The organism is Pseudoalteromonas maricaloris (assembly GCF_024746855.1).
Taxonomy (GTDB): Bacteria; Pseudomonadota; Gammaproteobacteria; order Enterobacterales; family Alteromonadaceae; genus Pseudoalteromonas; species Pseudoalteromonas maricaloris.
Genome location: NZ_CP024626.1, coordinates 1,065,280 through 1,088,260 on the forward strand (window position 1 = coordinate 1,065,280; position 22,981 = coordinate 1,088,260).

General features: G+C 43.9%; 18 protein-coding genes and 1 pseudogene. 11 read left to right on the plus strand and 8 right to left on the minus strand.

Going from position 1 to position 22,981, the window contains the following annotated elements; genetic code table 11:
• Positions 1-87: 87 nt before the first annotated feature.
• The 8 genes from CTT31_RS22420 (at position 88) to CTT31_RS22455 (ending at position 14,371) form a co-directional block, all read left to right on the plus strand.
• Positions 88-2,610, plus strand: coding sequence for a TonB-dependent receptor domain-containing protein (locus tag CTT31_RS22420; RefSeq protein ID WP_260492586.1), 2,523 nt, complete (start codon positions 88-90; stop codon positions 2,608-2,610).
• 351 nt (positions 2,611-2,961) lie between these two features.
• Positions 2,962-5,247 carry a beta-N-acetylhexosaminidase gene (locus CTT31_RS22425; protein ID WP_260492587.1) on the plus strand — a complete coding sequence of 762 codons (2,286 nt, stop codon included), beginning with the start codon at positions 2,962-2,964 and terminating at the stop codon, positions 5,245-5,247.
• Positions 5,248-5,389: 142 nt separating this feature from the next.
• Positions 5,390-8,134, plus strand: coding sequence for a family 20 glycosylhydrolase (locus CTT31_RS22430; RefSeq protein WP_260492588.1), 2,745 nt, complete (start codon positions 5,390-5,392; stop codon positions 8,132-8,134).
• A gap of 87 nt (positions 8,135-8,221) precedes the next feature.
• A complete protein-coding gene (locus tag CTT31_RS22435) occupies positions 8,222-8,797 on the plus strand; it encodes an RNA polymerase sigma factor (RefSeq protein ID WP_045988918.1) in 576 nt (191 codons plus the stop codon).
• Positions 8,798-8,820: 23 nt separating this feature from the next.
• A complete protein-coding gene (locus tag CTT31_RS22440; RefSeq protein WP_260492589.1) occupies positions 8,821-9,864 on the plus strand; it encodes a FecR family protein in 1,044 nt (347 codons plus the stop codon).
• Positions 9,865-9,938: 74 nt separating this feature from the next.
• A complete protein-coding gene (locus CTT31_RS22445) occupies positions 9,939-12,611 on the plus strand; it encodes a TonB-dependent receptor (protein ID WP_260492590.1) in 2,673 nt (890 codons plus the stop codon).
• 109 nt (positions 12,612-12,720) lie between these two features.
• Entirely contained in the window at positions 12,721-13,236 is a 516-nt protein-coding gene (locus CTT31_RS22450) for a cupin domain-containing protein (protein ID WP_260492591.1), read from the plus strand.
• A gap of 553 nt (positions 13,237-13,789) precedes the next feature.
• The gene (locus CTT31_RS22455; RefSeq protein ID WP_211856717.1) at positions 13,790-14,371 is read left to right on the plus strand and encodes an NAD(P)H-dependent oxidoreductase; all 582 of its coding nucleotides are present in this window, start codon (positions 13,790-13,792) and stop codon (positions 14,369-14,371) included.
• Between the two features lie 1,992 nt (positions 14,372-16,363).
• Here CTT31_RS22455 and CTT31_RS22460 read toward each other — a convergent pair.
• Genes CTT31_RS22460 through CTT31_RS22470 form a run of 3 tightly spaced genes read right to left on the minus strand, consistent with a single transcriptional unit; the run spans position 16,364 to position 17,883 of the window.
• Entirely contained in the window at positions 16,364-16,726 is a 363-nt protein-coding gene (locus CTT31_RS22460) for a cupin domain-containing protein (protein ID WP_039496341.1), read from the minus strand.
• Positions 16,727-16,734: 8 nt separating this feature from the next.
• Complete coding sequence (locus tag CTT31_RS22465) at positions 16,735-17,277, minus strand: peroxiredoxin-like family protein (RefSeq protein ID WP_211856716.1); 543 nt, start codon at positions 17,275-17,277, stop codon at positions 16,735-16,737.
• A 9-nt stretch (positions 17,278-17,286) separates the two neighbouring features.
• On the minus strand, positions 17,287-17,883 hold the full coding sequence (locus CTT31_RS22470; protein WP_017217774.1) for an NAD(P)H-dependent oxidoreductase: 597 nt from the start codon (positions 17,881-17,883) through the stop codon (positions 17,287-17,289).
• A gap of 143 nt (positions 17,884-18,026) precedes the next feature.
• Between CTT31_RS22470 and CTT31_RS22475 the strand changes: the two genes are divergently transcribed.
• The 3 genes and pseudogenes from CTT31_RS22475 (at position 18,027) to CTT31_RS22485 (ending at position 20,065) form a co-directional block, all read left to right on the plus strand.
• On the plus strand, positions 18,027-18,383 hold the full coding sequence (locus CTT31_RS22475; RefSeq protein ID WP_260492592.1) for a winged helix-turn-helix transcriptional regulator: 357 nt from the start codon (positions 18,027-18,029) through the stop codon (positions 18,381-18,383).
• An 11-nt stretch (positions 18,384-18,394) separates the two neighbouring features.
• Positions 18,395-18,559 (plus strand): annotated as a pseudogene (locus CTT31_RS22480) (ACP phosphodiesterase); the annotation flags it as partial.
• Between the two features lie 612 nt (positions 18,560-19,171).
• On the plus strand, positions 19,172-20,065 hold the full coding sequence (locus CTT31_RS22485; RefSeq protein WP_260492593.1) for an alpha/beta hydrolase family protein: 894 nt from the start codon (positions 19,172-19,174) through the stop codon (positions 20,063-20,065).
• Positions 20,066-20,252: 187 nt separating this feature from the next.
• On the opposite strand, the gene CTT31_RS22490 is transcribed toward CTT31_RS22485, so the two are convergent.
• The 5 genes from CTT31_RS22490 to CTT31_RS22510 form a co-directional block, all read right to left on the minus strand.
• The gene (locus tag CTT31_RS22490; protein ID WP_260492594.1) at positions 20,253-20,564 is read right to left on the minus strand and encodes a cupin domain-containing protein; all 312 of its coding nucleotides are present in this window, start codon (positions 20,562-20,564) and stop codon (positions 20,253-20,255) included.
• Positions 20,565-20,683: 119 nt separating this feature from the next.
• Positions 20,684-21,280, minus strand: coding sequence for a hypothetical protein (locus CTT31_RS22495; RefSeq protein WP_099029854.1), 597 nt, complete (start codon positions 21,278-21,280; stop codon positions 20,684-20,686).
• A complete protein-coding gene (locus tag CTT31_RS22500) occupies positions 21,268-21,444 on the minus strand; it encodes a hypothetical protein (protein ID WP_172439918.1) in 177 nt (58 codons plus the stop codon). Before CTT31_RS22500 ends, CTT31_RS22495 begins: the two co-directional genes overlap by 13 nt.
• A gap of 92 nt (positions 21,445-21,536) precedes the next feature.
• On the minus strand, positions 21,537-21,914 hold the full coding sequence (locus tag CTT31_RS22505) for a helix-turn-helix domain-containing protein (protein ID WP_010603855.1): 378 nt from the start codon (positions 21,912-21,914) through the stop codon (positions 21,537-21,539).
• Positions 21,915-22,515: 601 nt separating this feature from the next.
• Positions 22,516-22,884 carry a VOC family protein gene (locus CTT31_RS22510; protein WP_260492595.1) on the minus strand — a complete coding sequence of 123 codons (369 nt, stop codon included), beginning with the start codon at positions 22,882-22,884 and terminating at the stop codon, positions 22,516-22,518.
• Positions 22,885-22,981 lie beyond the last annotated feature (97 nt).

The window sequence follows — 22,981 nt, forward strand, 5'->3', positions numbered from 1 at the left end:
TATTCCTAAAACTTTCCCTTCGTTCGTTTATAGATTTACAGAGCTTCACTCACTCGCTCTGCCAACAACAAGAATGAAGGGAATACCATGAGTAATAATACATCTCGTTATAACAAACATCTTATTGCGCTTGCTATCAGTGGCGCGTTATTGGGTTCGCACACTGCGGTTGCACAAGCAAAAGAAACGCAAGAAACTACAGAAAAAAAGAAACTACTCGACCTTGAGCGAATTGTCGTGACTGGCAGCGGTGGGCGCGGCCAAACTAAGTTGGAATCATCGGTCTCAGTGACCACATTAAACGCCGAGCAGTTGGCGCGAGAAGCACCGCTAGGTACGGCGGATCTACTGGAAAGCGTGCCAGGCTTTTGGGTTGAAGATTCAGGTGGTGAAACCAACAATAATGTTGCGCCTAGAGGACTACGTGGCGGTGAAGGCTTCCGTTACATTGGCGTTGAAGAAGACGGGCTACCTGTGGTGTACGACGGCGTATGGGTTGATTTTTATCAGCGTCAAGATATCACGATTGAACATATGGAAGCGGTTCGTGGGGGCACCTCAGGTCTACTGACCACCAATGGCCCTGCGGCATTAGTAAACTTTATTACCCGTAAACCGGATGATATTGAAGAAGCGACGATCCGCCTAACTGCTGCCGATTACGGCATGTATCGCGGCGAGTTCTTTTATGGCACACCCATTAGTGACAACTGGAAAATGTCAATAGGCGGCTCTTATCGTCGTTCTGATGGCGTGAGAGACACAGAGTTTACCGCTGATCATGGCGGTCAACTTCGACTCAATTTAGTACGTGAGTTTGACAAAGGCCAACTCACGCTGTCTGCCAAACACCTTAATGACCATACCACTTTCTTTGTGCCTATTCCGCTAAGAGATCAAAGCGACCCTAAAGGCATTGCTGGTGTTGACCCACAGCATGGCACCTTGATTGGTAATGGTCAGCGCTTTTTACACTATTTACAGCCTGATGGCAGTTATAAAACACGAGACCTTAAAGATGGGCAGCATACCAAGTTTAGTACGCTGGGCTATCACTTAGATTGGGAGTTAAGCGACCGTTGGCTGCTAAATACAGCTGGCCGTTACTCACAGTTTGAAAACGACATGTATATTTTGCTTAACTTCGATAACTCGACGCTCGTCAATGCCAATACCCGGCTTGGGCAGCAAGATGTGCAAAATATGCTGGACCAGTTTGCCAGTGATGGCGCCGTTGCCGCACGGTATCGATACGTCGATAGTGGTGAAATACTGACAGATGTCAGCAATTTAAACGGAAACGGCTTAGTCACCACAAGCTACCCGCTTTACTCGCGCTATGATGCCGAGCAGTTTGTTAATAAGCTCAATTTTACCTATGAAGGTGATCAGCACACGCTGACCATAGGGTGGTTATTTGCCTATGTAGATACGGACTCTTTGCCAGTTGATAAATGGGAATCGCAGTTTTTAACGGAAGTAAAAGACAATGCTCGATTACTCGATATTGTTGCAGTTAACAGCAATCAGCAAGTGGTTGGTCAATTAACCGACCACGGTTCAACAGGTTATGCTCCTGGTTGGGGACAGGCAACCGCTTTTGGTACCAGTACTTCCAACTCTTTATTTATTAATGAACAATATCAAGCAACCGATAACCTTCGTATTGACGGTGGGGTTCGGGTTGAGTGGTTGGAGCTAGATAGCACCGCCTCAGCGACCACATTTGCACAGCCTGTAGCGGGCGCTTTTGACAGCGCTGGTAATGACATAGATAACAATCTTGCCAACAATTACGTCGATATGCCGTCAAACAAATTCCTGTCAAAAACACGTAGCGAAACCGAAACTGCATGGACGGTGGGATTCAATTATACCTTCTCGGATGATGTGTCAGTATTTGGTCGTTATGCCGATGCCTTTGAAATGCCAAGGTTAATGAGCTTTGGTCAGAATATTCCCTCAGGGGTTGATGCCGACTTTAATGACAGCGTTAATCTAACCTTTAGCGAGTTGGGTGCTCGCTATGCTGGTGATTCAATTGGCGCATCACTGACCTTGTTTAGAACTAAATTTAATGACTTAGTGGAACGTAATTTTACCGGCAGCGATGGTGAGGTGGCGAATCAAACCATAGATACAGTCACCGATGGTCTTGAGTTTGAAACAGTGTGGCAGGCGCATGACAATTTACAGCTTGAGCTGACAGGCGTGTTGCAAGACCCAAAAATGGAAGGATTTACCGGAGCATTTGCACATTGGGAAGGCAAGCAAGTGAAGCGCACACCCAAAGTGCAGCTTAGGTTAACGCCAACCTACTACTTTGACGATGGTGATATCTATTTAACTATTCACCATTTAGGAGAGCGTTACTCAGATGGGGAGAATAAGTTTGAGCTCCCTGCCTACACCACAATCGATATGGGGGTGAATTATCGCTTTACCGACGCGGTTGCGCTGCATGTGAAAGCGACAAATATCAGTGATGAGCTCGGGTTAACCGAAGGAAACCCGCGGGCCATCAACGATGTTCAAGCAGGATACGACTATTACTATGCTCGGCCGATCTTAGGACGCACCATCAGCGCCTCGCTGACGCTGAATTTTTAGGACCTAATGTTCTTTCAAGTTTGTTTTTGCAGCAGTTTGATTGGTATTTATACAAGGCGGAGCCTGCGTAGCATAGTTATTCTATGTGAGTCTGGCGACAACATAGTAGAGATGCCAATCAAGCGCTGCCCTTCGGGTTCACCTGAGTGCGCTTAGTTCATTGTTGCTTAACTTTTTGCTCAGCCCACTATGTAGCACGTCGAGCGTCGCGACCAAAACTCACTCAGGGGAACAAAAATTAAATAGCAAAGGTCATTAGGCCCTGTATTTCCCTTGCTAATTTGCACACTGCCTAGTGCTCATTAGTTCACTCAAGCCCGCTAAAAGCGGGCTTTTCTCAGGAAGTTATTTATGAACCAGAGTGTCTTTTATACATTTTTGCAAAGCAGTTTATTACTGTTTTCTTTGTTGCTCACACCACTTTGTGCAGCGCTACAGATCACCCCAAAACCACTGAATGCTAGTGTTGGTAATGGTCACTTTAACCTTACCCATGACAGTAAAATTACCTTTAACCAGCAGCAAGCTCAAAGCGTTGCGCAGCAATTAGCGACCTTTTTACGCTCGCCTACGGGCTATCAGTTGCCTGTGTCTCAGGTTGATAGCACAACTAAAAATAGTATTGCCTTTAAGATTGTCGATATACCGCTATCTCAAGAGGGATATGCGCTGAGCGTGACGCCTGAAGGGGTTGAAATACAAGCGAATACTGCGACCGGATTATTTTGGGGGATGCAGTCACTGCGACAATTACTCCCTGCTGAGATAGAGTCGCGTATGCCCATCAATCAGGCGAATTGGGCAATACCTGCGGTAGAAATAAAAGATCAGCCCCGATTCTCATACCGTGGCATGCATTTAGATGTAAGTCGGCACTTTTTCGATGTGGCGTTCGTGAAGCGTTATATCGATTGGCTGGCGATGCATAAATTCAATGTCTTTCAGTGGCACCTAACCGATGATCAAGGCTGGCGAATCGCCATTGATGCGTACCCTAAACTAACCGAGATTGGGGCAACACGGCCTCATACCGTGGTTGGCCATACCTATGATTATCAACCATTGTTTGATAATAAAACGGTATCGGGCTTTTATACCAAGGCGCAAATTAAGGACGTGGTTGAGTACGCGCAGGCGCGACATATTGAAGTGATCCCTGAAATCGATATTCCGGGGCATAGCAGTGCGATGCTTGCCGCATATCCCGAGTTATCTTGCCACCAGCTAGCAGTGAAGGTACAGCCGCAGTTTGGGATTTTTGAAGATGTGCTATGTCCCCGTGAAGACGTGTTTGCGTTTCTTGGTGTTGTATACAAAGAGGTTGCCGAGCTATTTCCGAGCCAATATATCCACATTGGTGGCGATGAGGTGATAAAAAAGCAGTGGTTAGAAAGCCCCGAGGTGAAAAAGTTGATGCAACAGCATCAGTTAACCACACCTGAGCAAGTGCAAAGCTATTTTATTAAACGGGTCGCTAAAATCGTCCAAAATCTTGGCAAAACGGTAATTGGTTGGGATGAAATATTAGAAGGAGGGGTGGCGGATGACGCCGTGATCATGTCTTGGCGGGGCACGGAAGGAGGCATCCAAGCTGCAAAAATGGGCCATCAGGTGATCATGAGTCCTTATCAATATATTTATTTTGATGCCTATCAATCGCGCAATCTTGATGAACCCAAAGCCATCCACGGGCTTTCAAGTCTAAAAAACGTTTATCAATATGAGCCACAGCCCAGCCACTTAAGCGCTGAGCAACAAGCCTTTATTATTGGTGCGCAAGGTGCACTTTGGACTGAATATATAAAAACACCTCGTCATGCCGAGTATATGCTGTTTCCACGCTTGAGTGCGCTGGCCGAAACATTGTGGTCGAATAAAACACAAAAGTCGTGGTCTGATTACAGCCAATATCGTTTACCCGCGCTTTTAAAACGCTACCAGCAGATGCACCTCAATACCGCTTATAGTAGCCATAAGCCTATTATTTCAAGCGAGATTAATGGGCAGCAGCTCGTCGCCACCATTACCTCTGAAATTGCCGACACGGCTATTTACTATACCTTAGACGGCAGCGAGCCAACGCTACAATCGCAGCAATATCAAAAGCCACTAGTGATAACTGACGAAACGCAGCTTCGCGCCCGCAGTTATGTAAGCGATTTGGGGCAATTGGTAGGCGATGCGCGTTTAACGCTTTCACCTCATTTAGCGCTTGGAAAAGAAATAACGCTTGCCTCGCTAGCCGCCGAAGGCTCTGCGATTAAGCTGCAGGATGGTCAATTTGCTTATGATCAATTTTACAGCGTTGATGATTATGCGATTTTTTACGATACCGATCTTGAGGCGGTTATTGACTTAGATGCGTCAACGCAAGTGCAGCAGGTTAAGCTGGGCTTTGATAGCGGGCGACATAGACAACTGCACCCGCCAACACATATTCAAGTGCTGGGTTCAAGTGATAAACAGCAGTGGCAAACGTTAGCTGAGGTTAACAATCCGCGTGGGCCAATGTCAGTGTTGTCGTTTGCTCCTGTAAGTGTACGTTTTTTAAAGGTGGTGGCCATTAATAGTAAGCAATCTGACGATATTCAAATCCCCAAACTTCCCCTGTATATCGATGAAATAGCGGTATATTAATCACACCAGCCCTAATACTAAATACGTAATTAGGGCATTATTTATGATTCCATTCCCAACTTCCTCGGCTCAAACGTTTACATAGATAGAGTGGCAGCAGTACGCGCTCTATCCGAACAATAACAATATTTTAGGAGCCAACATGTTTGCAAAAAAACAGATAATTACTGCCTCACTGTCAGGCTTAGCCTTGTTGACTGCGAGCCACTACAGCGTCGCACATCCTCATCCAGATAACTTAGCATTACGCTGGCAAGTCGTGGATCATGGCATTGGAGAGAATATCTTTCTTGGCAGTTTGACGATTACTAATAATGGTCTTGAGCCGTTGGGTGAGTCTGGCTGGGCGCTTTATTTTAGCTCGGTAAGGCCGCCTGCAAGCGTACTACCAGACTTAGATCCAAATGGTCAGTATGCGCGCCAACATATCGCCGCGCAGAATCTAAGTTTAGAAAATGCCGATGACGCAAAAAGTGGTGATTACTTTGTACTTAAGCCCACAGCGGGTTTTGCCCCCATTCAACCGGGTGAATCTCGTACTATTGAAATCGTTGCACAGTATTGGCAAATGCTGAAAAACGACTCACCGTCGGGTTTTCACATTAGCTACAATAATCAAGCGCCTCAAGCTGTGCTGGTGGACGTGATGATGGATCCAAGCGATCCAAAACAAACAAAGCAAGCGGTTAACGATAATATGCCGGTGCAAACGTCCGCCATCCGATTCGCCGAAAACAGCGCGACGCACATGACATTGCCGCTGAAAAATCGCTTGGTTCCGCAGCCCCATTCAGTGGTCACACCGAATGATGAATTCTTAACTTTGATGAGCCAATTAACCAGTATTTCAGCGCCGACTTCATTGACCAAAGAAGCCTCCTTCTTACAAACTGCGCTGCGCGATATTCTGAGTGGCACATTTGCGATTAATAGCACTGTGCAAAATGGCCCGAACCTTATCAAGTTGCAGCTAGACCCAAATCTCGATACCAATCAAGACAATCAGCCGGATTCAAGTGGTTATAAGCTTGAGGTCGATGCATTCTCGGGGATCACCATTACCGGAAGTGACGCCCAAGGGGTGTTTTATGGCATTCAAACACTTCGTCAAATGATCCCTACCGCTGTGTATAAAACGGCTAAAAACTCAGCCACTTTGTCCGACAATGCCGTACTACCCGCTAGCACCATTTTGGATGCACCACGGTTTGAATATCGAGGCATGATGCTGGATGTGTCGCGTAATTTCCAAAGCAAAGAAACGGTATTTAAGTTGTTGGACTTGATGGCATTTTACAAGTTAAACAAATTTGAAATCAACCTTGCCAACGATGAAGGTTGGCGACTAGAAATACCCGGTATTCCTGAACTCACGGAGTTTGGAGCAAAGCGAGGATATGACCTGAGCGAAAGCACGATGCTGCATACTTTTATGGGAGCTGCCAATGGTTTTGCACCAGGAGATGGGATTGAAAATAAACCCACGGATGAAACCGCTGCAAACTTAGGCACCGCGCCTAGTTATCAGGGGTTTGAAATTGCTCAGCAAAATTTTCTCGGTAAAGGCTGGGGCTACTACACGGTGAATGATTTTAAAGAAATTCTTCAGTATGCCGCTGACCGTCATATCGATGTGATCATCGAATATGATTTTCCAGCCCATGCGCGCGCAGCAATCAAAGCGATGGAATATCGCTACAACAAATATAAAGATAGCGACCCAGTTGAAGCAAATCGTTTTAGGTTGATTGATCCGCTCGACCAGTCGCAGTATTACACCCCACAATTTTATACCGACAACTTTGTGAACCCAGCACTTGAGAGCACTTTTACTTTCCTCAACCATGTGGTGAAAGAAACACGCGCCATTTATGATGCCGTGCCCGATGCAACATTGACTCGGCTGCATGGCGGTGGTGACGAGCTGCCACATTTAGGTCCGAATGAATGGTGGGCGCAATCTCCGGCGGTAGATCAAAACCCAGCTACAGCGGGCAAAACCGATGCAGAGCTGTTTGACTACTTCTTTTTACGCTGGAAGCAGATAGTCAATCAGCATGGTTTTGATATGGCAACTTGGGGCGATGTGTTATCGCACAATGGTACGGGTAATGTAAGTTACGGTGAGATATTCCCCGTGTTTTGGAATAACGTGTGGGGTTGGGGCAATGAGCATCAGGCCTACAAGTTTGCGAACCAAGGTCATAAAGTCGTGCTGGCCCATGCGACAAACTTGTATCTTGACCTTGCGTATAACAAACATCCTGATGAAATTGGCTATCACTGGGCAGGTTACACAGATACCAAAAAGGCGTTTGAATATCGTCCGTTTAATATCTACGCTAACGCCGAGCATGACAAGCTGGGCAACCCAGTACCGTGGGATCCAAAATGGGTGTTACTGAGCGAAGCGGGTAAACAAAATGTTCAAGGTATTCAGGCGCAACTTTTTGGCGAAAACCAAAAGTCACCAGAAATTCTTGATTATATGACTTTCCCGAAATTACTGGGGGCCGCTGAGCGTGCATGGGTGCAAGATATGCCAGCGCAAGGCGCAGCGACTACCGAGGCTTGGCACACCTTTACCAACACTTTAGGACAATACGCTCTACCACTATTGGACTATTACCAAGTGGTCGATATTAATGCTCAAATACCACAGCAGGTCGGGGTAAATTATCGTATTCCATTACCTGGAGGCGCGATTGAAGGTGGTAAGTTAATCGTCAATACCCGGTTTGTTGGCATGGCTACGGAGTATTCGGTTGACCAAGGCGCAACATGGCATCGCTATGAAGGGCCTGTGACATTGACGGCGTCATCTAAAGTACAACTCAGAACGGTGAGTGATTCGGGCAAAGTAAGCCGAGTCGCAACGGTTAATTAAGCAAATTGGTTTAAGCAACGCCAGCGAACCTATTAATTTATGGGTTCGCTGCACGCTAACACAAATGGAAGAGTAGGATGCGTATTCATGCCACCGTTATTATCTTTTAAGCGTAAAGCCGTTGATACCACTACGGCAGCTGCAAACGACGACCTTGCACGTCGTCAGCAGGTAGAGGAGTTGTTTTTAAAACAACAGCAAAAGCTGATCCGCCACATTATGGGCAAAGGGTTAGACAAACGTGAGGCGGAAGACGTTGCCCAAGAGGCGTTTGTGAAATTGCTTGGACTTGAGCAGGATAATGTCAGCAACTACATCGCCGCGTACTTGTATAAAATTGCAACCAATTTGGCCATTGATAAGCTGCGGCGTAAAGCGCGTAGCCCGTTTGATGATCGTGAGCACGATAGCGATCAGATGCCACAGCCTTACGCAAGTGCTAACCCTGAACAAAACCACCACAACCAAGAGCTACTTAAAGAAATGGAAAAGTCTCTCGCAAGCTTACCCGACAAATGTAGGCTGGCTTTTTTGTTGTATAAAATACGTGGTCAAAGCTATGAGGAGATAGCTTTGACCTTACAGATATCCCCAAGTATGGTAAGAAAATATGTATTACGTGCAGTTCGTCATTGCTACCAGCAGTTACAGCATGAGCTATGATCATGAGTGTTAAGGATATAAACATGACTCCATTATCTGACGATTTAGCAATAATTGAAGAACAAGCCGCTGATTGGTTATTAATCTTAGACGAGCAGCAGATCTCACCTCATGACAGCACTCAATATCCACAGCCGCTTAACGTGTGGTTAGCTGAAAATCCGCTTCACAGTGATGTGTTCAACAACATGTTGGAGCTTTGGACGCTTTCAGCCCAACTTGACGATGACTATGTTACTCAGCAGCTTGCACTGCTGGATGCAGAAAACGCCAAAGCTGCAACAGGCATTAAACCACAATCCAAACGCCGCGCTCAGCCTTGGTATCTTGCGATTGCCGCGACTTTACTGCTAGTTGGTTTGGTGACTTTTATGGCACCAGAGCAGCCACTACAGCAAGCACCTGTTGCCAGTGCTAAGCCAGCCCCTGTCGATACAGTGTACAGCGAGTTCTTTCAAACTAAGGTCAATGAGCATCGCACCATTACCCTTGATGATAATAGTCAGGTTGATTTAGGGGCCAATAGCCAATTAGCTGTTCGCTACAGCAACACTTCAAGAGAACTGCTGTTGTATCAAGGTGAGGCGCTGTTTAGCGTGAATAAAGACAAGCAGAGACCGTTTATCGTGCGCTACCAAAATAGCCAAGTTGAGGCGCTAGGCACAGTGTTTAATGTTCGCGCCAATCCGGCTTCAATTAGAGTCGATGTGCTTGAGGGCCGTGTGGCTGTGACTCAGCAACAAGCGATCAAATTGACCCAAGGGCAAGCGGTAGAAGTCACGCAGCAAGGCGAAGTTACCCGTAGTAAAGCCCAAGGTGAAGCGTTGACCATGGCGTGGCAAAAAGGCTACTTAGTGTATCAAAACGCAGAACTAGGCAATGTGCTTAATGATGTGTCGCGATATAGTGAAATCAAAGTGAAGTTAAGCGATCAGCGCCTAGCAAAACTGACCTACAACGGCACCTTTTTAACCACTGAAATAGGCGATTGGCTCAACAGTTTAGAAAAGATTTATCCGATCACTGTGATGCAAAAAGGCGAGGAATACACCCTAATCGCAAATTAGCTAAAAGTGTCATAGCAAAGTCACAATATAAGTGGTACAAAGTTTATACAATAATAAATACATTGATTTAAACTATGTTATTCAAGCTATTAATCCCGCTGTTAGCGTGGTTAATATGGTTTGGTGGCGTTGCATTTGCTACCACGGATCATCAATTTAACTTGCCTCAAGCGACTTTGCAGCAGCGTTTACTCGATATTGCTGCGCAAAGTGGCTGGCAGTTAAGTGCAGCCGAAATCCCAGATAACATTAGCGTTGAGCAGATAACTGGCCGCTACACCCTCGAACAAGTCTTGCTTACCAGCTTTCAACAAGCTGCCTACGACTTTTCCCTAGACCAAGAGCAGCAGCGTATTTTTGTGACTCCTAAAAAACTTGATTCTGCACAACACTTTGAGCGCATTATCGTAACGGGTGTAAGCGGCAAAAACCGTAGCATTTTAAACTCGTCTATTTCAATCACTCAGCTTGCAAGTCTACAACTTGAAAAACAAACACCGTATTCCAGTGCAGAAGCGCTTAAGAATATCACCGGCTTTTGGGTTGAAGACTCGGGTGGCGAAACTAACAATAATGTTGCGCCAAGGGGACTTAGAGGCGGCGAGGGGTTTAGATTTATCAGCCTGATGGAAGATGGGTTGCCCGTGAGCTATGACGGCATTTGGGGGGACTTTTTTTTACGTCCAGACTTAACCCATCAAGCCATTGAAGCGGTGCGTGGCGGCAGTAGCGGTATTTTTACGGTGAACGGGCCTGCGGCAATGGTGAACTATATCGGCAGGCGAGGCTCAGAAAATCCTTTTAATTTAGTGAAAGTGAGTCAGGGATTGAGTTATGACTACACTCGTTTTGATGGCGTGTTTAGCGGAGCGTTGAATGATGAATGGTTTTATACGGTAGGCGGGTTTTATCGTACTTCCGATGGTATTCGGGAGCCGGGTTATCAAAGCGACTTAGGCGGCCAAGTGAGTGCGCGCATGAGCTGGTTAACCGATGCATTTGAGCTTGATTTTAGCTATAAACATTTAAACGATAAAACCAGTTTTTACGCGCCTTTAGTGATGCAAAATAGCGGCGAAATTCGAGAGCTGGCGAGCCTGCCTTATGACGATGGAACGCTACTGAGCGACGATCTCAGGTCTCTCACCTTCTTCACTCCGGAAGGACGCGTGCAGCGTGACTTAGAAGACGCTCAGCAAACACGCCTAAATAGCTACACTTTACTATTTAATACGCCGCTTTTTGAACACGTTAACCTGAGCAATCGTACGCGATTTTCAAGTTTAAACAATGACTTGTATACCTTAATGAATTTGGGCAACCAAACCATAGTCGACGCCACAAGCCGATTACAACACGCTGATATCACCGAATTTAAACGCCACTTTGCAAATAGCGCATTGCGCCCTCGATACTTACGTTATTCAGATAACACCTTAGTTGCCAACCCTGCAACGCTTAATGGTAATGGTCTCGTGACCGCTAGTTATCCTTTATATTCACGTTACAAACAACAGCAGCTGGTAAATCATTTTAGTGTGGACTATCTCGACGCGCAGTGGTCACTGACCCTCGGCCATATTTACGCTCGAAGTGATTTCGACGAGTTACCACTAGATAAATGGCTTGGCGCGTTACTAACGGATGTAAAGCATCAACCAGAACGGCTGGACATCGTACTGGTTGATGGGCAAGAAAATGTGATTGCCAATTTTACCGATCAAGGTTTTTTATCTTACGCCGGTCCCGTTTATTTAAGCGGTAGCGGCTTGTCTCAATCACATTCGCTGTATGCCAATATAGACTGGCAGCTCACTGAAAACCTTAGAGTTGATTTGGCACTTCGTAATGAACATCTGAATCTCACCAGCACGCTACTTGAAGGGGTAAAGTCGTACACAGACTCATCAAAGGCCACTTATTCTCACTACCTCCCGGCTACCACTTTACGTGATTCCTTTACGCAAAATGCGCTCAGTATTGGCGCAAATTACCAAATCGGCGACGCTATGGCGATATTTGCACGTTATTCCGACGCCTTTGAAATGCCACGGCTCATTAATTACGGCAATGGCCTCGGGTGGGCTAAAAGTGAAGAAGAGCGCGTACAACAAGATTTTGGTCAACCCATTCGCTTGGCTTTAGGTGAAGTTGGACTGCGTTATCAAACCGCTGATTGGCAGTTTAGTGGCGCGTTATTTGAGACCAAATTTGATCCGCTCCCGCTCACGGTGTATCGCGGTGCGGCTACGACTCAACAAGCCGTTTCAATCAATACCCAAACTCGAGGGTTGGAGTTCGAATTTGACTATCAATATAGTCCGGCCTTGCAATTTAGAGCGATAGGTGTGTGGCAAGACGCTGGGTTTTACGGCATTCCTAAGCAATTGCCACAAAGCGAATTTAATGGCAATCAAATAACGCGAACGCCGGAGTTACAACTACGACTGACGCCGGAATACAAAGCAGGACCTATTACCGCGGCTATCACCTGGTCGTATGTTGGTAAGCGCTATTCGGATATCGCCAATCGGTTTGCCTTACCAGCCTATCAAACATGGGACTTATTTACCGAGCTGGCAATTAATGAACAGCTCAGCGCACAGCTTGAGGTTAAAAACCTCACCAATGCTTTGGGGCTAACTGAGGGCAATCCTAGGGATGATTTAAGCCATCAAGAGGCCATCTTTTATGCTAGACCCATTTTTGGTCGCACCATCAAACTTTCGTTAAGTTATCAGTTTTAAGCGACGCCGCTATTATTCGAGCAATTCTATTCCTTGACTTAAAGTGAACTTGAAGTTGTATGCTCCTCTTAAACGAATGACAGTGAACAAACGATAAGAGGTAGAGGCAATGCAAAATAGCTTAGATAAAATCGTCAATGACATTAAAGCCAGCTGGAGCGGGTTAAATTCAAGCACCACAGTGACAGTACGTGAATTGTTAAGCGAACTTACTCAGTCTCCACCGCACGAGCCTTGGCTTGCGAGCATTATGCGTGAAAGACTAGCATCAAAAACACTCTACCAAGACCCTGACCATGGTTTTATGTTGCTAGTCCATGCCGAGGAAAAGGGCACGTACCGCCCGCCCCATGATCATGGCGCAGGTTGGGTATTTTATGCTGTGCAATCTGGCGAAATGGAAATGACAACTTACAAACCCATCACCACAGCAAACGGCGAAACCCACCTTGTATCCCGAGGAACAGACACGCTCACAGCCGGCGATTGCCGAGTGTTTCTACCCGGCGATATCCACGACACCCGCTGCTTAACAGACAACTTCGTTCAATATCGTTTAACCAGTTGTGACTTCAAAGAAGAGAAACGCTCAGGACGGATGATCCAGTATTTGAGTGAGGTGTAGTGGTTTGCCAAAACTCAAGGCGATAGTGGGTTTAAGTGTCTTCGCTGACATTTAATCAAGCTGTTTTGAAGGAGCTATAGCTGCTAAAAGCGAGGAACAGACGGTCGGCTCTGTGCCAAACTCGGATCTTCAAGGCGTGAACATGAAACTTTGTAGGGTGACGCCATCCGACAAAAATGATGAATTTACTTAGAAACAGCCCGATTTACAACGTTGAAAGTCATCGGCAGACGTTAGTGGCATCAAAACTTAACGGTGCGGCGTACTTTCTAAATTTACCTTGTCAAGTTATGCGTTGGCTTATTAGCGAGTATCTCTTTGTTGTAGGAAAAAATAAATTACGCCCTTCACTATTAGCAATGACCTATATTTTGGCGGGCTTAGAGCTGATTTAAATGATAGTGCAGACCTAAAAATGGTGCGTTCAAGCAAAGCTTTGAAAGCTAAAAAATGCTGCGAGAGGGATAGCAAATGCGTTGGTTTTTTGTGAAGCGGAAAGTAAGTAGTAGCGTTGTCTGCCTTTTAAGCAGGCGTGAATTAAAGGAGTAGTTTCATGAAATGTTTGGTTGTAGTGGCACATCCAATTAGAGATAGCTTGTGTCATTACTTATGTTCTCAGGTTGTTGAACACCTCGAATCAAAAGAGTACGACATAAGTATATTAGACCTGTATCAGCGTGAATTTGAGCCTGCTCTAACACACAAAGAGCGGCAGAGTTACTATAATAATTCATTCGATAGCAGTTTAGTTCAACAGGATATTGCACTTCTTACAGAAGCAGAGTCTCTGGTGTTGGTTTTTCCAACATGGTGGTTCGGTTTCCCTGCTATTTTAAAAGGTTGGTTTGACAGAGTTTGGGCTCCCGGACATGCTTATGACCACGACAAAGACTTGGGGGCGATTAAGCCACGACTGAGTAAACTAACAGAAGTTAAAGTCGTGACGACGCTAGGCTCCCCTTGGTGGGTGGACACTTTTGTACTTTGGAAGCCTGTCAAGCGTGTACTCAAAATAGCTTTGCTTGGAGCGTGTGTTCCCAAGTGTAGTTTTAAGTATTTATCTTTGTATAAAAGTGAAAATGTATCAAAACAAAAAGTGGAACAGTTTGTACAAAAGATAAAAGCAAGTTTCTGAACACACAGCTTTAACAAGGTGCTACGGAACAGCTCTAAGAGAAAACAAGTGACACCCATTACTATAATAATTAGTGGTAGGTGTCAGCGATTTACAATCCCTAATCAAGCATTCCCTCCTTGGCTAATATCAAAGCGCATCCATGCGCTTCTCGTTCATTCTTTTTAAACGACGAAAAAGAACGAACCAAGAAAACGTCGCCCCAGCATCACACTTAATCCTCAAATCCTAAGCCGATATAGTGCAACCGTCTTGTAAGGCACGTCCTTGTGCCTGACAAGACTTAGCCAACATCCTGTCGGCACATTGCATATCGGCTTATGCTTTTCGGGTGTGATGGAGGGGAAATCGCGCTGTCTGTTAGTTCTGGTTTTATCTCCTGAAGCAGCTAAGTCGCTTACAAGCACCACAAGAATTTATCAGCGCCTTGTGTCTCCCTCATCACACCCGAAAGTAAAGTGCCAATGAGTCATTTCAACGCATGGATGCGTGAAAAGCTGTGACAGGGCCAAGGATGGCCCTTACACAGCGGTGACGTTCATATTGGCAATTTACTTGAAGAGTTAGTGTGATGTCGGGAGTGCCCTTTCTTTTGCTTACTTGTTCTTTGGGCATCAAAGAAAAGTAAGTCGTAGCCCATGGATGGGCGTCGAAACCAGTCAGGAGGACGGGCTGACTTAACTCATCATCTCGAGTCTTTTGGAAAAGTCACCTTCCATGGTACGTATCAAAGCGCATCCATGCGCTTCTCGTTCATTCTTTTTAAACGACGAAAAAGAACGAACCAAGAAAACGTCGCCCCAGCATCACACTTAATCCTCAAATCCTAAGCCGATATAGTGCAACCGTCTTGTAAGGCACGTCCTTGTGCCTGACAAGACTTAGCCAACATCCTGTCGGCACATTGCATATCGGCTTATGCTTTTCGGGTGTGATGGAGGGGAAATCGCGCTGTCTGTTAGTTCTGGTTTTATCTCATGAAGCAGCTAAGTCGCTTACAAGCACCACAAGAATTTATCAGCGCCTTGTGTCTCCCTCATCACACCCGAAAGTAAAGTGCCAATGAGTCATCTCAACGCATGGATGCGTGAAAAGCTGTGACAGGGACAGGGATGTCCCTTACACAGCGGTGACGTTCATATTGGCGATTTGCTTGAGGAGTCAGTGTGATGTTGGGAGTGCCCTTTCTTTTGCATACTTGTTCTTTGGGCATCAAAGAAAAGTATGTCGTAGCCCATGGATGGGCGTCGAAACCTGTCTGGAGGACGGGCTGACTTCACGATACATTTCGAGCTACCAGCCGTTAGCAACATAAACCTCCATGTTTAATATCAAAGCGCATCCATGCGCTCCTCGTTCATTCTTTTTAAACGACGAAAAAGAACGAACCAAGAAAACGTCGCCCCAGCATCACACTCAATCCTCAAATCTTAAGCCGATATAATACCAATTGCACTAAGTCTCCAATCAATTTGAAGGGTGAAATACCATATTAGCGTCGTTAAAAATTTCTCATTTAGAACAACTAAATAGCAAAATTTTTGCCTAGCTACTAAAGCTATTTCTCCGCTTCAAATTGCTCATTTACCTAATACAATTGGTATCGCAACCGTCTTGTATGGCACGTCCGTGTGCCAGACAAGACTTAGCCGACATCCTGTCGGCACATTGCATATCAGCTTATGCTTTTCGGGTGTGATGGAGGGGGGAATAAGTTGCTTGTGAGATCTTCTACGCTTTTTACGATGAAGCTATTTGCAAGGGTTACAAAAACTATCAGCATAGCCTCCTAATTAGCAGTGCGGATAGCTTTGTGGGAGATGTATGGACTCCTCCCCCTTATCGGGAGCAAGAGAAAATAAGTGACCCCCATCACTATAGTAATTAGTGGTGGGGGTCAGCGATTTGCTTTTAAGCGACCATAGTCAATTACACGCTAAGGACAAACCACATCAGAAACGATATCAATGTTGATTTGTGTCTTTGACATGATTATTTCTTCTCCACGATAATTGCAGTGATTGTTGTATCACCAACATTTTTAACTTGATGTTCCCATTGGTCATGCCACATCACGTAGCCATCCGGGATCTCCAAGGTCATGTCTTTTTCACTCGTTGTTATCGTCGCCTTGCCACCTTTTTCGAAGTAAACAGTCTCAGCATTGTGTTTATGCCAGTTATCCTGTTCCCCTGGTTTGAGTGTCATTTTAAGTACAGTAACCTCTTCGTTCTCTAGCAGTAGTTGATATTGGTTTGGAGATGCAATGTGTGCAGCCTCGACCTTCGTGTCTTGTGCAAACGCATTTCCAAACAATAGGACTGAAGTAACAGCAGTAAATACAACCTTTTTCATAGGAATTCCTATTTATGCATACCACGAATAGGGTAGTTGTTTGCAGGATTTCGTATCCAACCTAAGCCACTAATCAATGACTGAAGTTCAGGTCTTACAAACGGGTTGTTTGAAATATCTACTACATGAACTTTTCCTTCATTATTGACAACAAATAGCCCCGGCTCAGCAAATGGATGATCAGTTTCTTCAGGCGATCTTGGAGCTGATATAAACAACCCAAGTTCTTGCATTTGTTCAACAGTAAGACCGTATGCGATAGGGAAAGTCACATTAAGTCTTTCCATATGACTTTCGAGTTGTTCTTTACTGTCACCAGAAACGGCTATCAAATCTACGCCTGTTTGAGCGAGTTGGTCTTTCGCACTTTCTAACTGGTTTAAGTAGCGAGTACAAAGTGGGCAATGCTGCCCTCGGTAAACAACAACCATCTTCCAATCCAAACCATTTTCAGGCGTAGACAACTTTTTAATATCACCATTTAGAAGTTTGGTTTCAATTGCAGGAAAGTCTGAACCTGCATGAAGTTTATTGGTATAATCAATGCTCATGACTGTTCCTTAAAAATGCTTGTTAATGTGCGTTTCGAAACGTTTGAAGTCGTTTTCAACATCTGCGTTTTTCATCACATCAAAGCACGCAAATGTTTCCATTGGCTTCATTCCAAAGAACTTGAAGTTCATGTGCATAGGGAACATTAAATCGTCGATTGATTTCCCATCGAAGAATTCTTCTGGATCATTAAAGGCTTCTTCCGGCGCATTAAAGGTGAGAGACATCATGTATTTGGTGTTGGTTAACGTGCCGCCCTTACCATAGTTTTTCTTTGGTGATTCTGCTGTGCGACCGTCGCCAACGCATAAAGCTCCTCCCATGCCTGCTGTGTATACTTCATCCATATACTTTTTGAATGACCAAGACACGCCCATCCAATTGCTTGGTGTTTGCAAAAATACAATGTCTGCCCATTGATGAAGTGCTAATTGCTCCTCCACATCGTACCCGTCACTCATTGTTACTACGCGCGTGTTATAACCTTTATCTTCCAGCATGGTTATTGCCTTATCAATCAAGGCTGCATTTAGCTTACCTTCAGAGAATGGGTAATATTGGTGGGCATTAATAATTAATACGTTTTTAAGATCAGTAGTGCTCATAAAACAACTCCAAACTAAATTTCAGCAAAAATAAGTAAGAGAGACACTCTCCTACTCAATCAATGTGTGGTATATTTTAGTAACCTGATTTAAGTTATCAATTAGTATACTTTTAGTAACCTAGTTGTTTTTTAGGAAAACTGATGGAAAGTATCGTAAAAACAGACAGTAAAGGTAGAAAAAAAGTTTTAAATGCATGCACTGAACCCTGTGCTATCGAAAAAGGCATGCGTTTAATTGGCGGAAAGTGGAAAGGTTCCATTATTTATCACCTTAAAGATGAACCTGTAAGGTTTAATGACTTAACCCGTATGCTTGGCGGTGCCAGCAAAAAAATGGTCGACCAACGCCTAAAGGAACTAGAAAGTGAAGGGATGGTTCGTAGAAAAGTGATAAGTGACAGACCTGTCGCTGTAACTTATGAATTAACCGATTTTGGCAAAACCGCACTGAGTATTTTAGATGAACTCAGGATCTGGTCAGAGTCCCATCAAATTTAACAGTAGCTACTTTGAATTATTTAGCACAGCCCAATGCAGATTCTTATTTTGGAAATCTGCTTGGCGATTTTGGCGGAACAAGGCATGTAAAAAACTTGCCACTCACAGTGAAAAAGGCATTGGATAATCATTATCTAGTCGATAAATTTATAGATAACCATACAAAAATAACTGACACCCATCACAATTAGCAAGCGGCGATTGCCGAGTGTTTCTACTTGGCGATATCCACGACACCCGCTGTTTAACAGATAACTTCGTTTAATATCGTCTAACCAGTTGTGACTTTAAAGAAGAGAAACGCTCAGGACGGATGATCCAGTATTTGAGTGAGGTGTAGTGGTTTGCAAAAATTCAAGGCGATAGTGGGTTTAATTGTCGTCGCTGACATCTAATCATGCCGTTTTGAAGGGAGTTATGGCTGCTAAGAGCGAATTTGAGACTGTCGGCGCTCTTCTTGGGAGAGTCTTCGATGCTGCATAGCAGGTGTTCAACTAACTCATTTATGCTACAAAATCCGTTAACATAAATGAACTAAGGGTCAGATTTGAGCAATGAACGGGCATTCAAAATATCCCTTCGTGTAGTTCACTTAGGCATGGGCTTACATTTTCAAAAAACGACCAATTTCAGACGGGTTTTCAATAGATGGTCAGTATAACTAATTAGTGGTCATATTGAGTACTCTAGTCGAAAATGAGAATATTAAAGAACTGAAATCATTGGTTTTTATGTTGGCGCAAACCTTGCTGTCTCAAGGTTTCTTTAATTTCATAATGGATTAAAAAATGAGAAACCTCGGATATTTTTTGTTTTTACTAATTTTTGCGTCAGGTTGTACTACAAACAATAGAGACCAAAGTCACACTCTCAACGAAGAAAAACACCAACCAAATGACGTTACTATTGTAGAAGAGGTCGTTTTTGAAAGCGAAGGTGTACAATTATCAGGGAGCATGTATATACCTAAAGATGCGCGAGCTGCAGTAGTATTAGTGCACGGCTCTGATCCTGTCCCACGAATGACTAAGTTAGCACAGTCACTGGCTAAGAGAAACTTACTAGTTTTGACGTACGACAAGCGTGGGGTTGGTGAATCTGGTGGCGTTTACGTAGGGCCTCAGGTGGGAACCAATAATATAAGTGTTGATAATTTAACTTTGCTTGCGAAAGATGCAAGTGCTGCGGTAGATGTGGTTCATGGCTATGACAAAGAGTTATCGATTGGACTTATTGGTGCGAGTCAGGCTGGCTGGATTATTCCAATTGCCGCACTCAATAATCAATCAGTAGAGTTTATGGTTCTCTTCAGTAGCCCTACAATCACAACTCTGGAACAACTTAGATTTCAGTTTTATACAAATGGTAGGGAAGACTTTTGGGAAACTCATACTGATGAAGAATCGCGTGAACATACTTTACATGATCCTGACAGATATGATTTTAAAGCAACTGACCCGAAAATTTCTTTGAATTCTTTATCGATACCTGGGCTTTGGCTCTTCGGAGAGCAGGACATACAGGTCCCAGTCAAAATGTGTATCGAGCAACTGAATAGGATGAAAGCTAAGGGCAAGCCTTTTGAATATGTATTATTTCCATCGCTAGGCCACAATACTAATAAAGCAGAGCCTCTAGATATTGCGATACAATGGATAAAGCAAAATAATTTTCCCTACTAATTCGCAATTGTTGTTTTGCTGATGTTGATCAAATAGAAGAGTGCAGTTAACTAATGGCTCAAATGTGACGAAGCGGCTATGCCGAGCGTTATTGAGTTCTCTTGCTGCCAGGGCGACTTTATGAGCACCCTAAATGAATCTCCGCTTCTGACAATTGTTTAATAGAGGTCGGTGTTTAACACCGACCCTATACACTTCCTTCGGATTCTATGACCAAAATTCTCGCCTCTCCACGAGGGTGGGCAACATGCTCAGTACCAATTGACGCATAAAAAATATCACCAGTTTGCAATAGGGCTGATTGTTCAACGCCATCCTCTTTATAAAACATGTCAACCACGCCATCTAACACGACAAAGACTTCTTCACCATCATTAACATGCCACTTATAAGGCTGATCTGTCCAATGCAGGCGGGTTGTAATACCATTCATATTGGCGATGTCTTTTGCGCCCCAAGCGCGTTGTGCTGTGAATGTTTTGCTTCTAATTATTTCCATGATGCTTCCAGCTAACTATATGGTCTAAACCCATAATGACTCCCGTGCTGCGTTTAGTAGAGTAATGAGTCCTATGTGGGAGCCATTACTCTACTGTTTTTATATCGTGAGTAAGACACTTAACCTAAGCGTTTTTTGGCGTTTCTTTTCTCTTCCATCGCTCGCATTTTCCTAATGGCCCAGCCATCAATGGTCATAATAAATAAGATTAGTATTAGCAAATATGTAAGGGCTGTTACTATTAAAGGATATGAGTCGTACAGTAAACGAATTGGAATAGCCAAGCTTTCTGAGAGGCCTATCAATTCTGGATGCCTAAGAATATGTTCACCAATCATTCCAAGGCAGAGTATGGCGACAAAGCCATAAATATACGAGATCGCAATTTGTTCTTTGGCTGTATTATTGTTATTGAAAAGCTTGAATTTGAAAGGCGTGATACTGCGTAAATAATTAATGAGTGAAACACGATAAACAATTAAAAGCAGAGTCATGATGTTTAGAGAAAAATATACGCTTTGAGATATGATTAAATCCCATGGCAAAATAGGCTTTATCGATAGGTCGATAATCTTTTCAAAAAATAGTACCCAAGCCAAATATACTCTATGTCCATCTTTGCGGCATAGGATTATTATATTTATGAGTAAAATAAAGAAGATTATTTCAGTAACTGAAATTCTCGGACTGTCGAATAAGCTCGCTAAATATTGCATTTTTTATCCCACTGTACAGTTGGAAAGGTCACTGTTTCAGTCACTTTCTTGTAAACAGCTTGAGGGTCTCCACCGACATCTCCGCCGCCACCAACACCGCCAAATACATGTTTACATTGTTGTATGTTTAACTTTGTTTTTTCGTGTCTTGAATGAGGTTTCATTGCGGTAAGTCTCCATTAAACTCTGTAAAAACATATTCACATTGCCGCGCCTTTAGATTTTCTTGTTGGTTTTTACGCATGCAGTTCATCGCTTAGCGGTCTCCATCGTCTAGCTTATCTAAAAATTGTTGGCGTTCCTCTTTCGAAACTGAACTGAGTAACGATTTTAAGTATCGCACAGTAGCTGGGTTTAGTAACAGTACTCTAGCAGGGTTTTGTTTTACTTTATGTTTTTTAGCCAAATACTTGTTTACACACTCCTCATAAGCACCATGAGAAGGTTTGCAATATTCGTTTTCCCAATTACTGATTGTTTGGTGAGAGACACCCATATTTAAGAATTTAGCAAAACCTCGAAGACTAAGGCCGAGCGATAAACGCATGTAGAGAATATTTTCACCACTGAACTTAGAGCCAATTAAGCTAAGATCTTCGATCATTTTCGTCTTGCCTTTTTCCTGCTCTGTCATCGTCCTTGCCAAATTTATGAATGGGTGAATATGTATAATTGTGAAATTTATGTTTCTTACTGTCAATGTTTTATTTTTAACTGTAACCACTATGAATCGTCAAACACATTGGACAAAAGCTCATATATTCTCTTACTTCTAGAGCATGTGATAATTATTAGTGCAGGTGAGTGCAATATGCGTTCAAGTATTCATAAGACTATTTATTCACACTTTTTTAATTTTTAAGATGGTGAGCGATGAAGGAACAAACTCAGAAAGTAAAACCAAAAGAATCATACTTTAAGTTGCTGTACATCATGCTAAGCGGGCAATGCAATTACTTTAGTCTTGAGCGAAAACATGCAAATCTTCACTGCCCTTTATGTGCACTTCGAAGAGGTCATACTCGAGGGCACAATAATGATTAATCAAAGTCAACCAACAGAAAGACGGGAAAAAGTAGTAAAGCCCAAAGCGGCGCAAAAACAGCACTATCCAAGCAAAGTATTATGGGATAAGCGAATATGGCAAACTTACCTCTGTTAAAAATTAAACTCTGCTTATGGGCAGAGTTATATCGCAAGTATTAACTTATTCCAATTACCATGAAAGCGCGAATTCACTTTGGTGAGTGCAGACCTAAGCGATTACCTTCTGTATCTATAAATAACGCGAAGAAACCGCTTTCGTCTGCATGTGGGGTTTTGGGGGTCAGTATTTTCCCACCGTTTTCTTCTACTTTTGATAGCACCAGCTGTAAATCTTCACCCGCGTTTAAATACAAAGTAACGCCAGTGCTGGAAGGAGTGCAACCTTCACCTTGAACAATCACACCTACGGTAGATTGCCCTTCGTACGGGAAGAGTGCCATTGTCATTTCAGGCATATCTATGGTTTCAATGGAGACCGCAAAAATGCTGCTGTAGAACTTTACGGCGCGGGTTAAGTCGGTTGCTGGAATTTCAAAAATTGATGCGAAGCTGTGCATGTTATCGTCCTTATTTTATTGTGTGTCGGCTAGTTATTGGTGACTAGGTTGGGTTTACTGGGCTCGTTTAAGGCTCAACGAGTTCGACTTTAAGATA

Excerpts from the sequence above, each read along its gene's own strand:
- CTT31_RS22420 (WP_260492586.1), top strand. The coding sequence starts at position 88 with ATGAGTAATAATACATCTCGTTATAACAAACATCTTATTGCGCTTGCT.
- CTT31_RS22425 (WP_260492587.1), top strand. The coding sequence starts at position 2,962 with ATGAACCAGAGTGTCTTTTATACATTTTTGCAAAGCAGTTTATTACTG.
- CTT31_RS22430 (WP_260492588.1), top strand. The coding sequence starts at position 5,390 with ATGTTTGCAAAAAAACAGATAATTACTGCCTCACTGTCAGGCTTAGCC.
- CTT31_RS22435 (WP_045988918.1), top strand. The coding sequence starts at position 8,222 with ATGCCACCGTTATTATCTTTTAAGCGTAAAGCCGTTGATACCACTACG.
- CTT31_RS22440 (WP_260492589.1), top strand. The coding sequence starts at position 8,821 with ATGACTCCATTATCTGACGATTTAGCAATAATTGAAGAACAAGCCGCT.
- CTT31_RS22445 (WP_260492590.1), top strand. The coding sequence starts at position 9,939 with ATGTTATTCAAGCTATTAATCCCGCTGTTAGCGTGGTTAATATGGTTT.
- CTT31_RS22450 (WP_260492591.1), top strand. The coding sequence starts at position 12,721 with ATGCAAAATAGCTTAGATAAAATCGTCAATGACATTAAAGCCAGCTGG.
- CTT31_RS22455 (WP_211856717.1), top strand. The coding sequence starts at position 13,790 with ATGAAATGTTTGGTTGTAGTGGCACATCCAATTAGAGATAGCTTGTGT.
- CTT31_RS22460 (WP_039496341.1), bottom strand. The coding sequence starts at position 16,726 with ATGAAAAAGGTTGTATTTACTGCTGTTACTTCAGTCCTATTGTTTGGA.
- CTT31_RS22465 (WP_211856716.1), bottom strand. The coding sequence starts at position 17,277 with ATGAGCATTGATTATACCAATAAACTTCATGCAGGTTCAGACTTTCCT.
- CTT31_RS22470 (WP_017217774.1), bottom strand. The coding sequence starts at position 17,883 with ATGAGCACTACTGATCTTAAAAACGTATTAATTATTAATGCCCACCAA.
- CTT31_RS22475 (WP_260492592.1), top strand. The coding sequence starts at position 18,027 with ATGGAAAGTATCGTAAAAACAGACAGTAAAGGTAGAAAAAAAGTTTTA.
- CTT31_RS22485 (WP_260492593.1), top strand. The coding sequence starts at position 19,172 with ATGAGAAACCTCGGATATTTTTTGTTTTTACTAATTTTTGCGTCAGGT.
- CTT31_RS22490 (WP_260492594.1), bottom strand. The coding sequence starts at position 20,564 with ATGGAAATAATTAGAAGCAAAACATTCACAGCACAACGCGCTTGGGGC.
- CTT31_RS22495 (WP_099029854.1), bottom strand. The coding sequence starts at position 21,280 with ATGCAATATTTAGCGAGCTTATTCGACAGTCCGAGAATTTCAGTTACT.
- CTT31_RS22500 (WP_172439918.1), bottom strand. The coding sequence starts at position 21,444 with ATGAAACCTCATTCAAGACACGAAAAAACAAAGTTAAACATACAACAA.
- CTT31_RS22505 (WP_010603855.1), bottom strand. The coding sequence starts at position 21,914 with ATGACAGAGCAGGAAAAAGGCAAGACGAAAATGATCGAAGATCTTAGC.
- CTT31_RS22510 (WP_260492595.1), bottom strand. The coding sequence starts at position 22,884 with ATGCACAGCTTCGCATCAATTTTTGAAATTCCAGCAACCGACTTAACC.